Below are 14,166 nucleotides of genomic sequence, written 5' to 3'. Positions count from 1 at the left end.
AAAGCAACCTATTTAGGTTGCTTTTTATTTTAAAAGTATATTGAATTTTTAATGTATTTTGAAATCACTTTTTTTAAATGAGTGTGTAAAAGAATTAATTCTCAATCTTTTTTACAGTGTTCTTTCTTAAGAGTAGTAACGGAAGAGAAATTCCAATTGCAATAGAAATAAGTATAAATACCATGGTGAATCCGTTTGAAACCATATCATTAATTAAAGCTTCTTTTTTTGAAGCATCATTTTCTGTCATAAGAAAGTTCATAATAGCTAATACCGTTTCGTAAGCAAAATAACCAGGAATCATTGGTATACAAGGAGGAATACAAAAAACAACAGGCGGGTGATGGATTTTATGTGCAATTGGCATGCCTACAAATCCAACAAAAAGAATCCCTAATAAGGTTGATAGAATAATATTTACTCCAAAATTAAGAAGTGTAAATTTAATAAGCCCTGCGAAAAAGCCCAAAGCAAATACGGTAATTATAGTCGATTTTGGGATGTTAAATAAAACGCCAAAACCAACAGCTGCAATTCCAGACCAGATAGAAACTTCGATAAGTTTTAAAAGTATTTCTGACATGGTTAGTTTAAATTAAAAATTAGCATTGAAACAAATAAACCCAGTGCTATTGCAAGTACCATCATCGATCCTGTAGTAAATCGAACCAATCCGTTTATAATGTTATTATCTAGAAAATCTGTAAACGAGTTTATTAAAGGTACTCCAGGAACTAGATATAAAACAGAGGTAGCTAAGGCTGTAGCTGGTTTTGCACCAATATTTAATTTAATTCCAATAGAAGCAATAGAAGAGGCTATAAGCGATCCTATAAAAATTCTTAGATATACGTTATAATTTTTTCGATGTGTCCATTGTAAAACGAGTAAGCCAATAAATGTGCTAACAAAAGACACTAACATATTTAAGTAATCGCCTTTAAAAATATTACAAAAACCAGCACCAGCAAAACTTACAGCAACTGTAACTAGTAATTGAGGATATCTTTTAAGTTGTTTAATTTTTTCAATCTCTTCAGAAATTTTTTCTATTTTCCAATTGTATTGTAAAGCTTTCCAACTTATTTTACTTATCGCAGAAATTGCAGAAAAATTAAGAGCAAGACCAGGTATATTTCTTACTCGAGTACAACTTTCAGAAGAATCTTCTTTGTATAAAGTCATTATTAAACTTTTCTGACTGATAAAAAAAGAAGCATTGTAACCAAGACTATCTGCAAAGCGCTTAATATTTAAATTAACACGAATGGTATTGGCTCCAGAAACCATTAATAATGATGCGATTTCTAAAAGGAGATTTGTAGTTTTTATTAATTCTTTTGAGGAATCCATATCACGTAAGAATTCAATTTTGTCACGCGAATTTAATCTTTTGTTTAGAATAAATTAAGTGATTTAAGATATTTTAAAATAAGATAGAATTGGTCTAATTATGCAAAAATTAAGAAGATGTTTCTTTCTTTTTCTGAAGAGATTTTTTCTTTTGTTTTACAATAGAATTAGCCCATAGTTTGGCTTCAGAAATAATTTCAAAAGTGATATACGTTTTCTTTGAAAACATACGCTCTACTTTTGTATTATTTAAAGCAGTTGGTCTGTTTGTAACTATAGCAAAACCTATTAAATTTTCAATTTTTGAAGCTTCTAGATATACAGAAGGATCTACAGAGTAGGAATGTCTTCGATTTGAAATATAAGCAAATGGTTTGCCTTTGTAATATTCTTTAGCAATATTTACAAGAATAGCATTGTCCTTGGTTGTAATAGTTACTCCCTCATTCATTTCAGCCAAAACATAATTTTCGTATAATTTTAGTGAACCAAATTCATATGTGAGTAACCGTTTCATCGAAAAAAAATGTTTTTAATGGTTAAAATATACTACAAAGATATCGAGATTTCGAGTGAATAAATAGGTTAATAGTTTATAATTGTTTATTTTACCTTTTTATACGGTAAACGGTATTTTTTTTAAAAAAATAATGTTTCCGTGATAGGATAGGCGATTAATTTTGTTTTTTAACCTGTTCTGGAGTATTAAAAAGGTTTACGTTTTTACCTAAAAGACACTAAAAAAGCCGATGTAAAATATTTACATCGGCTTTTTTAGTATGGTATAATTAATATATTTTATTAGAAAATATCGTTAAGTAATTTCGCTAAGCGGATACCTCCTTTTTGAAGTTGAGAACGTGCTATAGTCAGGTTATTATAAGCATATTTATAGCCTAAATTATCACCTGTTTTTACATCCTTGTATACTGTGTTTGCTAAAGCATGAGTTTCGTTTACCCAGTCGGTAATTGTTCCTGCTTCAATACCTTTAATTTGTTCTTTGGACAAAGCATCAGCATTAGCTGCTAATTCTGTATAACTCATGTCAAAACCATTAATCATGTCGCTATCCCAAACCCGGTGTAAATTGGTGCTTTTACCCATCCATTTTACTTTTATATCGTTTCCTCCTTTATCTTCTGCTAATCCAGCATGCATAGGTTGGTGAATGTCTCCTATAATATGTATAAGTAACTTTAAATAGAATGCTTTATCTTCATCACTAGCATTCTTGTCTTTTAATACCTGAATGCAATATTCTGCTCCAGTAACGGCATCTCCTTTAGGATTTTTTTCTGAATCCTGATAAGATTGATTTGCTTCCATATTAACATAATGCCATGTGCCAAATTCTCTATAACGATCATCAGATTTTATTTCATCTCCGTAAGTAGAGACAAAAGATAAAGAATGTCTTTTTAATAACTTTTTAATGGCACGTTTAGTACTTCCTTTTAAATAGGTGTCTGCGATTTTTCCTACAGTACGATGACCTGTTGGTCCCCATTCTGGAGCAGGTTTCTCATTGGCTTGAATTGGAGTAATTATTAAAAGGGCTAAGCTAAGTAATGCAATATATCTCAGTTTCATATTTGTAAAATCGAACTTATTTTTTGAATTTATTGTTTTTATTATAATTTTTATCACCTCGTGTTTTAGGCTTTTTATATTTTTTAGCTATTTCACGACGGTAAGAACCTCCTAAGTTTTCTTTGCTGTTTTTTTCTTTCTTTTCGTGAAAAGCAGGGCCAGGAGCATCTTGATCTCTACGTTTTGTAGGGTTATTACGTTCTTTAATTTTAACGCGTTCTTCCTCTAGTAACTCTGTAGAAATTTCAACATCTTCAGGTGTTTCTGTAAGAGGAATAGTCATTTTCATTAAGGCTTCAATACGTGCTAAAGCATCTTGTTCTTTTTCTGTAGAAAATAAAATAGCATGACCTTCGCGTTCTGCACGACCTGTTCTACCAATTCTATGAATATAGTTTTCCGGATAATCAGGTGTGTCAAAATTAATAACGTGAGTAATATTATCAATATCTAAACCACGTGCCATAACATCGGTAGCAACTAAAATTCTATTGTCTCCACTTCTAAATTGCTCGATACTTCTTAAACGGTAATTTTGAGTTTTATTAGAGTGAATTACACAACTTTCTTCACTAAAAGTTTCGTCTAAAGCTTCAAAGAGACGATCTGCCATGCGTTTAAATCCAACAAAAATTAATACTTTATTAAAAGTCTCTTTATCTTGAAGAATAGCATTTAGCAAGTTAACTTTAGTATAAAAGTTAGGGACGTTATAACGTTCTTGAGCAATGTTATCTAAAGGGGTTCCAGAAATAGCTATAGAAACACGTTGTGGCGTTATAAAGAAATCGTCAATTAAATCGTCTACATCTTGCGTCATCGTTGCCGAAAACATAATGTTTTGGCGACGTTCTGGAAGAATATCGAAAATATTAATTAACTGATGTCTAAATCCTAAATCTAGCATCACATCAACTTCATCAATCACTAATTTCTGAATCGATTTTAATTGTAACACACGGCTCACTGCCAAGTCGTATAGTCGTCCTGGCGTGGCAACTAATATATCTACACCCTGAGCAATTTGCTGTTTTTGGGTGTTAATATTTGTTCCTCCGTATACGCCCAAAACGCGGGTATTAATGTATTTTGAAAGTTTTTCAATTTCATCAACCACTTGAACTACTAATTCTCTAGTAGGTACTAGAACTAGTATTCTAGGCGTATCTTGTTTAGAAAATTTTAGGTTTTTAAGAATAGGAAGCATGTAGGCAAAGGTTTTTCCTGTACCAGTTTGTGCAATACCAACCACATCTTTTCCAGAACTTACCACTCCAAAAGCTTCTGCTTGTATAGGTGTTGGAGTTGTAAAGCCTAGATCGTCTAGTGCGTTGTATAGTGGGGTGTTTAAATTTAAATCTTGAAAATTCACTTATTGTAAAATTAGTCTGCAAAGTTAGGGCTATTATTCCTTTTAAACTAGATGCTTTTTGTCTATTTCAATGGTGTAAGCTGCTTTAAATGTTTGTTTTGCCTCTAAAGTTTGTATCCCTTCTTTTGTTTTAAAGTCTTGATTATGCGATTCGTTATCGGCAATTCCTAGCCATGGTTCTATACAAACATAATTAGCATGTGGTTTTGCCCAAATTCCTAAATAAGGAAAATCAGGGTAATCAACCGTTAGAATTGTACCGTTTGTTTTACTTTTTAGTGCTACTTTTCTAGATTTTAAATCTTTGAAAATCAAAGCATCTTCGTTAAATAAATCGTAGTGTAACGGAATTGTACTCTCTTTTGTAATAACAGAAAATGTTTTATTTGAAACTAAACCCAAGTCCATATTCAAGGCATAAGATTCAGACGTTTCTTTCTGTTCGAATTCTAAGTAATAATCGGTATAATCTTCATTTTCGTACACTGGGCATTTAAAAGCAGGATGTCCGCCAACAGAAAAGTATAATGTTTTATTATCTAAATTTTCAACAATATGAGTCACTTTTATCGTGTTTTCAATCAATTCAAACACAATTGTGAACTTGAATTTAAACGGATATTTTTTTAAAGATGCTTCACTGTAAAGCAATGAGAACGCAATTTTTGTTGCCGTTTGCTCCTCTAGTATCATGTCTGGATTGTGTCTTATTATACCATGTTTAGTCATATTATAAGATTCACCCTCAAAAGTCATGGTATCATCCTTTAACGCACCAATTATGGGAAAGAGGTTAGGTGCAAAGTTTTCCCAAATACCAGGGTTTGCATCCCACATAAACTGATTGGTATTGTTTACGGCACTAATTTCGCAAAGTTCAGCTCCTGTCTGTTTTACGGCAATTTTTAAAAATTTATTTTGTAAAGTATACATTGAAAAAAGATTTAAACAAAAATACAAATCTGATTCTATTTTAAAGAAACTAACTAACTTTACCTAGAAATTATTTACAATTTGCGCCATATAAACACTAGACATATTACCGATATCATCGGCTTTAAAGATCGACTTTTACATTGGAGCCAGCAGTTTGACGATGTGGTTTGGATGGATTCTAACCAATACGATACGTCGTATTCTAGTTTCGATGCTATTCTTGCTGTAGACGGATTTACAAGTATACAAACCGATTATTTAGAGGCCTTCGATAAATTACAAGAGTATCAAGAGTCTACTAAAGATTGGGTTTTTGGTTACTTAACTTACGATGTTAAAAATAGCATTGAAAAGTTAAAATCTGATAATTTTGATGGTTTAGAATTTTCTGATATGTTCTTCTTTCAACCCAAAAAGATATTTCTAATTAAAGGAAATCAGCTTGAAATTCAATATTTGAATATGGTTGATGAAGAAGTTGAATCTGATTTTGAAGCCATTTGTAACTTCCAAAATCAAGATACAGTTTCCAAATCCGATTCTATTAAAATAAAACTGCGTATTCATAAAGAAGCCTATTTTGAAAAGGTAAACAATATGCTGGCACATATAAATCGTGGCGATATTTACGAAGCTAATTTTTGTCAGGAGTTTTATGCAGAAACTGCAGAGATTAATCCATTAGATATTTACTTAAAACTAAATAATGTTTCTAAACCGCCATTCGCTACTTTTTTTAAACAATATGATAAGTTTTTAATGTCTGCCTCTCCAGAGCGTTATATTAAAAAGGAAGGCCATACAATTATTTCGCAACCTATAAAAGGAACAGCTAAACGTTCTGCAGATGTTTTGGAAGATGAACAGTTAAAACGCAATCTTGAGCAAAATGAAAAAGAACGTGCCGAAAATATTATGATTGTAGATTTGGTTCGTAACGACTTATCTAAAACAGCAATTAGAGGTTCTGTAACAGTAGAAGAGTTGTGTAAAGTGTACACCTTTCCGCAGGTGCACCAAATGATTTCTACGGTAACCTCTAAAATTACCGAAGGCACAAACCCTGTAGATGTATTAAAAACAACATTTCCAATGGGAAGTATGACAGGTGCACCTAAATTGTCTGCAATGAAAATTATTGAAGATTTAGAAGAAACCAAACGCGGCTTATATTCAGGTACAGTTGGTTATTTTACACCCGATGGCGATTTCGATTTTAATGTTATTATTCGTAGTATTTTATATAATCAATCTAAAAAATATGTATCGTATTCTGTAGGAGGTGCCATTACTTCTAAAAGTAATCCTGCCAGCGAATACGAAGAATGTTTGGTAAAAGCCAAAGCGATGCGCGATGTTTTAGAACGTTAGAAGTCTAATTAAAATTTAAGACAATTTACATATTAAGTTGTGTATTAAATCGTGTATAAATAAAACCTCGCTTTTTTAAAAGTGTATCTTTGTAGTATGGTGAATACATTTAAAAAGCACATAAACGAGCATCTTCCGTTTCTTAAAAATAAGAAATTAATACTTACTATTTCTGGCGGAATTGATAGTGTAGTATTAGCTTATTTATGTCATGATTTAGAATTAAATATAGCGTTAGCACATTGTAATTTTAATCTAAGAGGTGAAGAAAGCGATGCAGATGAAGCTTTTCTGGTAAATTTAGCAAACGATTTAGATTTAGAACTTTTTATTGAAAGCTTCGATACGAAACAATATGCCGAAGATGCTAAGCTCTCTATACAAATGGCTGCTCGTGAGTTAAGATACCGATGGTTTGATGAATTGGTAGATTTACTGCATTTTGATTATGTATTAACGGCACATCATGCAGATGATAATTTGGAAACATTTTTAATCAATTTATCACGCGGAACTGGAATTGAAGGCTTAACCGGAATTCCTGAAGTTAACAATTATATTGTTCGCCCATTATTGCCGTTTTCTCGAAATGAAATTATAGAATATGCAAAATCTAATCAAATAAAGTGGAGAGAAGATAGTAGTAATAGTTCGACCAAATATTTACGAAATAAATTACGTCACGATGTTATTCCTGTATTAAAAGACATTAATCCGCAATGGCTTCAAAATTTTAAAATGACTCAAGATCATTTACAAGATTCTAAAATTTTGATAGATGATTATATGACTCAAGTCTATAAGGATGTAGTAAGTTTTAATGATGATATTATAAAATTCGATGTCGTTAAATTATTAAAATATCCAAATCCTAAACCTTATCTATACGCGCTATTAAAGTCTTACAAATTTACAGCTTGGGACGATATTTATAATTTGTTAGAAGCACAATCCGGAAAACAAGTGTTTTCTGAGACACATAGATTACTTAAAAATCGTGACTTTTTAATTTTAAGCGTAAAAGATGATCAAGAAGAGGTTTCAGAATTAAATTATGAAGTTTCGGAAGATTTAAATCCTATTGAAACTACGTTTGGAACCCTTCAATTTGACATAGTTCCAGAATTACAAACATCACCAAACAACACTATTTTTGTAGATAAAGATTTACTCACGTTTCCATTAACCATTAGAAAAAAGAAACAAGGCGATTATTTTTTTCCTTTAGGCATGCGTGGAAAGAAGAAAATTAGTAAATATTTTAAAGATGAAAAATTATCACTTTTAGAAAAAGAAGACGCTTGGCTTGTATGTTCTAATAATAAAATTGTTTGGGTGATAGGTAGACGAAGCGATAATCGATTTAAGGTTACAGCAGACACGAAACAGATTTTAAAGATTTCGTGTAAATAATTCTATTGATTATTACTTTGTTTTTAATTTGTTTTCATTCAGATAGTTAGTTCATTTTTAGTACTTTTAGATAAACGAACTATTTTATGCTCAAAAAAGTATTTGGAAGCGCTGTCTTTGGTGTAGATGCTACAACCATTATGGTAGAAGTGAACGTAGATTCTGGTATTGGCTACCATTTGGTAGGTTTACCAGACAATGCCATTAAAGAAAGTAACTTCAGGATAGCCGCCGCGCTACAAAACAATGGTTATAAAATTCCAGGGAAGAAAATTATAATAAATATGTCGCCTGCCGATTTACGAAAGGAAGGTTCTGCATACGATCTAACCTTAGCTTTAGGTATTTTAGCCGCTACAAAACAAATTCCAGCCGAAGGTTTAGAAGACTATATTATTATGGGAGAGCTGTCTTTAGATGGTACATTACAACCTATAAAAGGAGCTTTACCAATTGCACTACAAGCTAGAAAAGAAGGTTTTAAAGGTTTTATTTTGCCTGTTCAAAATGCTAAAGAAGCCGCGATTGTAAACGATTTAAATGTGTTTGGAGTCGAGTCTATAAAAGAAGTAATCGATTTTTTTAAAGATGGAAAACCCTTAGAACGAACCATAATTAATACAAGAGAAGAGTTTTATAAGAATTTAGATTTCCCTGAATTTGACTTTGCAGATGTTAAAGGTCAGGAAAGTATAAAACGATGCATGGAAATTGCAGCTGCTGGCGGACATAATATTATATTAATTGGGCCTCCAGGTTCTGGAAAAACCATGTTAGCAAAACGATTACCTTCTATTTTACCTCCAATGACATTACATGAAGCTTTAGAAACTACAAAAATTCATTCTGTGGTTGGTCGTGTAAAAGCACATTTAGGATTAATGTCTCAGCGTCCTTTTAGAAGTCCCCACCACACAATTTCGAATGTTGCACTTGTTGGTGGTGGAAGTTATCCTCAACCAGGAGAAATTTCATTATCACATAATGGCGTGTTGTTTTTAGATGAATTACCAGAATTTAAACGCGATGTATTAGAAGTTATGCGTCAGCCATTAGAAGATCGCGAAGTCACGATTTCTAGAGCAAAATTTACAGTAACATATCCTAGTAGTTTTATGTTGGTTGCGAGTATGAACCCGAGTCCGAGTGGTTATTTTAACGATCCAAGTGCACCTGTTACGTCTTCTGCATCAGAAATGCAGCGGTATTTAGGTAAGATTTCTGGTCCTTTATTAGATCGTATCGATATTCATATTGAAGTAACACCTGTACCTTTCGAAAAACTTTCGGAAGACAGAAAAGGAGAATCTTCAATGATCATTCGTGAACGTGTAACCAAAGCTAGAAAACATCAGACAGAACGGTTTAAAGATATTGAGAATGTACATTATAATGCACAAATGAATACCAAACACATTCGTATTTATTGTAAACTAGATGAGACGTCTAAGCTGTTATTAAAAACGGCTATGGAACGTTTAAATTTATCGGCTAGAGCATACGATAGGATTTTAAAAGTTTCTCGTACAATTGCAGATTTAGAAAATTCTGAAGATGTAAAAGGAGCACATATTAGTGAAGCAATACAGTATAGAAGCCTAGATCGAGAAGGGTGGTTGGGTTGATGAAGGAATAATGTAGTTCAATCAAATATAATTTGTACTTTTAAATCTTGTCCCCAAATGTTATCATCTACTTTAATTTTTTAAAGAAACATACATGAGTAAAGAATTAAAAAAAGTATCAAAACCAAAAGGATTGATAACACCAGAAGAAGCAAAAATTTTAGATAAAGCATATAATCCTAGATATGACTTATTAAGTAACTCTGTTTTAAAAAGAAAGGATAATCGTTCTACCTGGTATGCTTTAGAAGAGATTGAAACATTTTTAGCTTATGCCAAACAACAGGCAAGTGATTTAGGATATAGTTTAGATGGAATTAGAATTTATGAAGGTGCATATCCAGAAGTAAAAGGAGTAGCAGGTTATACAACTATGTTTATGATTCCTACTGGGACTTCAAAAAAAATAAAAAAATCTATTTTAAAATCTACATCTTCAGAAAGTGAAGATATACCAGAAGGAGATGGTCTTAATATGGGGCAAGGTGGTAATCCGCCTGAAGCAAATTATCCTCAATAGTTTATTATATGCAAGAGTTTTTAAGAAACTACTATTGGATTTTAAGCTTAATGGTAGAAGCTATTGCAGCTATAACAGCATTAATTTGTTATAAAAAATATAAACATACCACGGCAAAATATTTCATTTATTTTTTACTATATGTATTTATTTGCGAAACTATTGCGCTATATCCTAATCTCGTTAAAAATGGGATTTTAAGTTTTTTAGAAGATACCGTTTTTAGAAGAAATTTCTGGTGGAGTACATTATTTTGGTGTGTTGGAAGCCCCTTATTTTATATGTTTTTTTATTTAAAATTAATAAAATCAACTAAAATAAAAAAGGTTGTAAAGATTTTAGCTGTTGTGTTTATATTGTTTTCTATAGGTACAATTGTTTTAAATTTAGATGATTTTTTTATTAGCTTTTCTATCCCCATTTTAATTTTTGGAGAATTTATTATTTTATTCTTAGCAAGTGTATATTTTTATGAAATGTTGCAATCTGATGATATTATAAATTTTTATAAATCTATTTATTTTTACATTAGTAGTATTGTTTTTGTTTGGCTGTTAATTACAACACCTTTAGTGTTTTATGATATCTATTTTACAACTGCAGATTGGAATTTTATTATTTTAAAATGGCAAATATTTTTGTTGGCCAACATATTTATGTATTTAACTTTTAGTTTTTCTTTATTATGGTGCAATCCGGAGAACCGTTAGTAAGCACATCTGCCGAAAGGTATTTATTAATTTATATGATTGGGGTACTGTTTATTGTTTGTACACTCATTATTGTGTTCTTTATTGTATTTCAAAAACGAAAAAACAAGTTGTTATTAGATAAAATTAAGCAACAACGTTTATTTGAAGAAGAAATTGTTAAAACACAAATTGAAATTCAAGAACAAACCTTAAAAAATATAGGACAAGATTTACACGATAATGTAGGCCAATTATTATCTGTAGCTAACATGCAGTTAAGCATGCTTGCTAAACAAGTAGGCACCGAATTACAAGCATCTTTTTTAGAAAGTAAAGATTTAGTGAAGGAGAGTTTACAAGAATTGCGGTCTCTTTCAAAATCATTGAATAGTGATGTTATTGCACATCGTGGATTTCAAGAATCTATAAATACAGAAATAGAACGTTTTAATAAATTAAACTTAATTAATACAGAGTTAATTATAAAAGGAGATGCTAATTTTTTCGAAAATGCAAAAGATAGTATTATACTTTTTAGAATATTACAAGAGTTTTTCTCTAATACAATCAGATATTCTGAAGCTTCTTCTTTAAAAGTATATATTAATTATACACACGAGTATGTGTCAATTGAAGCCTCAGACGATGGCGTAGGATTCAATATAAACGAGATTGAAAAAGGTTCAGGTTTAATAAATATGAAAAGTCGTGCAGAGCTTATTCATGCAGATTTTAATTTGTCTTCCAAGCCTAAAGAAGGCGTTACTCTTCAAATAAAATATCCGTATCGTTCTAACTAATCTGTAAAACGGTTTTCAAAATCATATGTATTTGAATGTCGTTTTATAGATATTTATATTCAAAGGTATTATCCGTTTTAAAATGTAGTATAGCTTTAATTTAATATTAAATAAGAATACTATTATTATAGTGTAATCAATTTAAAATCATATATTTATAAAGTTGTCTTTTAAGATGTTTCTTGAAAGACATAAATCATTTTTGTAAGATTAATTAATAGCAATTCAAAAACGATTGTAGGATTATAATTTATAAACAAGATATATCATAGCCTGATTTGTATAAAATTAGGCTGAGATGATAGTTAATTGTTATTAATAATAGCCCCACAATGAATAGCTAACTAATAAAATTAAACAGAAATGAAAAAATTAGTATTTGTATTATTTGGTATTCTTATAGGCGTGCTTGGTTCTCATTTAATGAAACAAAATAGTCCTAATTTACAAATGAATATAAATGAAGACGTGAATAAACCAATAGATGTTGGAAAGAAGGCACCAAAAGATTTAAAAAGACCAAAAGGAATTATTACTACAAAACGTGCCAAAGCATTATCTAAAGGCTACGATTCTAGATATAAATTAATAAATAAAAGTATAGATCGAGAAGATAATCGTTCGGTATGGTTCTCTATAGAAGAGATAGAAAGCTTTTTGGAATACACAAAATATGAAGCTGAAAACTTATTAGATAAAAAATATACTGTTAATGGAGTGCGTGTGTATTTAGCAACCTATCCAGAGAACAATCCAGATCAATATAAAGCAGGATATACTACCGTATTTATGGTCTCCACTTACGATGCTACAATTTCTAAAAGTAGCGTTTTTCCTGTAAATACTGTATTAAAAATTGCCGATATTCCAGAAGGTTCACCTTTAAACGAAGGCGAGCTCGGACGTCCACCAAGTAGTACATATCCAAATTAGTAGATAAAGTATGGGCGATTTTTTTCTTAAATATTATTCAGAATTAACTAAAGGTTTTGAATATACCGCACTTATTATTGGGCTTGTAACCTACAGAAAATATAAAAACACACCCATAAAATATTTCATCTTATTTATATTTTATTCTGTCTTCGTAGAAATAGGAGGAAGCATCCCTATACATTTAAATCCAGGGGGTGTTTTTGAAAATTATGGGTACCTCTTAAAATATAAGTTTTTTTACTCTAATTATTGGTGGTATGGTTTGTTTTGGACCATTGGTAGTGTTTTATTTTGGTCATTTTTTTACCAACAAATTATACATATTAAAAACTATAAAACGGTTTTAAATTTTAGCACCTACGTATTTGTTGTTTGTATTAGTATTTATACGTTAATACACATTGATCAGTTTTTTAAAACGGTTTTAACATTCAATAAAATGTTTGGCTCTATTATTATTTTAATAGCTATTGTACTTTATTTTTTAAATGTGTTACAAAGTGATATTATCTTATCATTTTATAAATCCATTTATTTTTACATAAGTATGAGTTTATTTTTTTGGTGGATAATTACCATGCCTCTTTATTTCTATCAGAAATTTGTATTTGTAGATAGTACAGAGCTTATAAAATTAATAAGTCTCACTAGATTATTTGCAAATGCAATAATGTACGGCACTTTTACTTTAGCGTTGGCGTTTTGTAAACCAGAAAAATCGTTACACTTATGATATTGTCTATTTTAAATGATTCTATCGTAGAGGTATATGTGGTTACAGATTCTGAACGCCATTTTTTGATCTATATGATTGGTGTTTTAGTAGTACTTGTAAGTATTTTTATATTGTTTTTTTTAATATTTCAGAAACGAAAAAATAAATTATTACAAGAAAAATTAAAGCAACAACAACTTTTTGAAGAAGAAATATCTAAAACACAAATAGAAATTCAGGAAGAAATTTTAAAGAATATCGGACAGGATTTACACGATAATGTTGGTCAGTTATTATCTGTAGCCAATATGCAACTTAGTGTATTAATGCATGAGGTAAGCTCAGATTTACAAGATTCTTTTATGGAAAGTAAACATTTGGTGAAAGAAAGTTTACAAGAATTACGTTCGCTTTCAAAATTACTAAATAGTGATGTTATTGTATATCGAGGATTAGAAGAATCTGTAAACACAGAAATTAAGCGGTTTAATACATTAGGATTGATTAATGCTAAACTTACTGTTGAAGGTGATTCTAGTCATTTTAAAAAGGGAAAAGATAGCATTATTTTGTTCAGAATATTACAAGAGTTTTTCTCGAATACCATAAAATATTCTGAAGCCTCTTTACTAGAAGTGAATATTAGTTTTAAACCAGGATTTATAATTATAAAAGCAAATGATGATGGTGTGGGATTTGATATTAATAATATTGAAAAAGGATCTGGCCTTATAAATATGAAAAGTAGAGCAAAGCTAATTCGTGCAGATTTAAAAATAACATCTAAACTAAAAGAAGGTGTACAACTTGAAATAAAATATAAATATCGTTCTGTATAAT

General features: G+C 30.5%; 15 protein-coding genes. 9 read left to right on the top strand and 6 right to left on the bottom strand.

Annotated elements, in window-relative coordinates:
* Positions 1–94: 94 nt before the first annotated feature.
* The 6 genes from Q1B05_RS09065 to Q1B05_RS09040 all read right to left on the bottom strand — a co-directional run bounded on the left by Q1B05_RS09065 (position 95) and on the right by Q1B05_RS09040 (position 5,251).
* Complete coding sequence (locus Q1B05_RS09065) at positions 95–583, bottom strand: threonine/serine exporter family protein (protein ID WP_299779831.1); 489 nt, start codon at positions 581–583, stop codon at positions 95–97.
* 2 nt (positions 584–585) lie between these two features.
* Positions 586–1,353, bottom strand: a complete 768-nt coding sequence (locus Q1B05_RS09060; RefSeq protein ID WP_299779829.1) for a threonine/serine exporter ThrE family protein — start codon at positions 1,351–1,353, stop codon at positions 586–588.
* Positions 1,354–1,462: 109 nt separating this feature from the next.
* Positions 1,463–1,870, bottom strand: coding sequence for a hypothetical protein (locus Q1B05_RS09055; protein ID WP_299779827.1), 408 nt, complete (start codon positions 1,868–1,870; stop codon positions 1,463–1,465).
* A gap of 284 nt (positions 1,871–2,154) precedes the next feature.
* A complete protein-coding gene (locus tag Q1B05_RS09050) occupies positions 2,155–2,946 on the bottom strand; it encodes a S1/P1 nuclease (RefSeq protein ID WP_299779825.1) in 792 nt (263 codons plus the stop codon).
* A gap of 16 nt (positions 2,947–2,962) precedes the next feature.
* Positions 2,963–4,318 (bottom strand): DEAD/DEAH box helicase, encoded by a 1,356-nt coding sequence (locus Q1B05_RS09045; RefSeq protein WP_299779823.1) that lies wholly within the window; start codon positions 4,316–4,318, stop codon positions 2,963–2,965.
* 42 nt (positions 4,319–4,360) lie between these two features.
* On the bottom strand, positions 4,361–5,251 hold the full coding sequence (locus tag Q1B05_RS09040; RefSeq protein ID WP_299779821.1) for an aldose 1-epimerase family protein: 891 nt from the start codon (positions 5,249–5,251) through the stop codon (positions 4,361–4,363).
* Positions 5,252–5,332: 81 nt separating this feature from the next.
* Between Q1B05_RS09040 and pabB the strand changes: the two genes are divergently transcribed.
* The 9 genes from pabB (at position 5,333) to Q1B05_RS08995 (ending at position 14,165) form a co-directional block, all read left to right on the top strand.
* Positions 5,333–6,625 carry an aminodeoxychorismate synthase component I gene (gene pabB / locus Q1B05_RS09035; protein WP_299779819.1) on the top strand — a complete coding sequence of 431 codons (1,293 nt, stop codon included), beginning with the start codon at positions 5,333–5,335 and terminating at the stop codon, positions 6,623–6,625.
* A gap of 96 nt (positions 6,626–6,721) precedes the next feature.
* Complete coding sequence (gene tilS, locus Q1B05_RS09030) at positions 6,722–8,038, top strand: tRNA lysidine(34) synthetase TilS (RefSeq protein ID WP_299779817.1); 1,317 nt, start codon at positions 6,722–6,724, stop codon at positions 8,036–8,038.
* 86 nt (positions 8,039–8,124) lie between these two features.
* Complete coding sequence (locus tag Q1B05_RS09025) at positions 8,125–9,663, top strand: YifB family Mg chelatase-like AAA ATPase (protein WP_299779815.1); 1,539 nt, start codon at positions 8,125–8,127, stop codon at positions 9,661–9,663.
* Positions 9,664–9,757: 94 nt separating this feature from the next.
* Positions 9,758–10,183 carry a hypothetical protein gene (locus Q1B05_RS09020; protein ID WP_299779813.1) on the top strand — a complete coding sequence of 142 codons (426 nt, stop codon included), beginning with the start codon at positions 9,758–9,760 and terminating at the stop codon, positions 10,181–10,183.
* An 8-nt stretch (positions 10,184–10,191) separates the two neighbouring features.
* Positions 10,192–10,893 carry a hypothetical protein gene (locus tag Q1B05_RS09015; protein ID WP_299779811.1) on the top strand — a complete coding sequence of 234 codons (702 nt, stop codon included), beginning with the start codon at positions 10,192–10,194 and terminating at the stop codon, positions 10,891–10,893.
* The gene (locus tag Q1B05_RS09010; RefSeq protein WP_299779809.1) at positions 10,869–11,675 is read left to right on the top strand and encodes a histidine kinase; all 807 of its coding nucleotides are present in this window, start codon (positions 10,869–10,871) and stop codon (positions 11,673–11,675) included. Before Q1B05_RS09015 ends, Q1B05_RS09010 begins: the two co-directional genes overlap by 25 nt.
* A 363-nt stretch (positions 11,676–12,038) precedes the next feature.
* Complete coding sequence (locus Q1B05_RS09005; protein ID WP_299779807.1) at positions 12,039–12,608, top strand: hypothetical protein; 570 nt, start codon at positions 12,039–12,041, stop codon at positions 12,606–12,608.
* 10 nt (positions 12,609–12,618) lie between these two features.
* The gene (locus tag Q1B05_RS09000; protein WP_299779805.1) at positions 12,619–13,344 is read left to right on the top strand and encodes a hypothetical protein; all 726 of its coding nucleotides are present in this window, start codon (positions 12,619–12,621) and stop codon (positions 13,342–13,344) included.
* On the top strand, positions 13,341–14,165 hold the full coding sequence (locus Q1B05_RS08995; protein ID WP_299779803.1) for a histidine kinase: 825 nt from the start codon (positions 13,341–13,343) through the stop codon (positions 14,163–14,165). Before Q1B05_RS09000 ends, Q1B05_RS08995 begins: the two co-directional genes overlap by 4 nt.
* The last annotated feature ends 1 nt before the right edge of the window (position 14,166 follow it).

It is taken from the genome of uncultured Formosa sp., assembly GCF_947500765.1.
In the GTDB taxonomy this organism is placed as follows: Bacteria; Bacteroidota; Bacteroidia; order Flavobacteriales; family Flavobacteriaceae; genus Formosa.
This window is presented reverse-complemented; position numbering and strand designations above follow the sequence as displayed.

Coding starts and splice junctions, on each gene's coding strand:
- Q1B05_RS09065 (WP_299779831.1), bottom strand. CDS start 583: ATGTCAGAAATACTTTTAAAACTTATCGAAGTTTCTATCTGGTCTGGA.
- Q1B05_RS09060 (WP_299779829.1), bottom strand. CDS start 1,353: ATGGATTCCTCAAAAGAATTAATAAAAACTACAAATCTCCTTTTAGAA.
- Q1B05_RS09055 (WP_299779827.1), bottom strand. CDS start 1,870: ATGAAACGGTTACTCACATATGAATTTGGTTCACTAAAATTATACGAA.
- Q1B05_RS09050 (WP_299779825.1), bottom strand. CDS start 2,946: ATGAAACTGAGATATATTGCATTACTTAGCTTAGCCCTTTTAATAATT.
- Q1B05_RS09040 (WP_299779821.1), bottom strand. CDS start 5,251: ATGTATACTTTACAAAATAAATTTTTAAAAATTGCCGTAAAACAGACA.
- tilS (WP_299779817.1), top strand. CDS start 6,722: ATGGTGAATACATTTAAAAAGCACATAAACGAGCATCTTCCGTTTCTT.
- Q1B05_RS09025 (WP_299779815.1), top strand. CDS start 8,125: ATGCTCAAAAAAGTATTTGGAAGCGCTGTCTTTGGTGTAGATGCTACA.
- Q1B05_RS09020 (WP_299779813.1), top strand. CDS start 9,758: ATGAGTAAAGAATTAAAAAAAGTATCAAAACCAAAAGGATTGATAACA.
- Q1B05_RS09015 (WP_299779811.1), top strand. CDS start 10,192: ATGCAAGAGTTTTTAAGAAACTACTATTGGATTTTAAGCTTAATGGTA.
- Q1B05_RS09010 (WP_299779809.1), top strand. CDS start 10,869: ATGGTGCAATCCGGAGAACCGTTAGTAAGCACATCTGCCGAAAGGTAT.
- Q1B05_RS09005 (WP_299779807.1), top strand. CDS start 12,039: ATGAAAAAATTAGTATTTGTATTATTTGGTATTCTTATAGGCGTGCTT.
- Q1B05_RS09000 (WP_299779805.1), top strand. CDS start 12,619: ATGGGCGATTTTTTTCTTAAATATTATTCAGAATTAACTAAAGGTTTT.
- Q1B05_RS08995 (WP_299779803.1), top strand. CDS start 13,341: ATGATATTGTCTATTTTAAATGATTCTATCGTAGAGGTATATGTGGTT.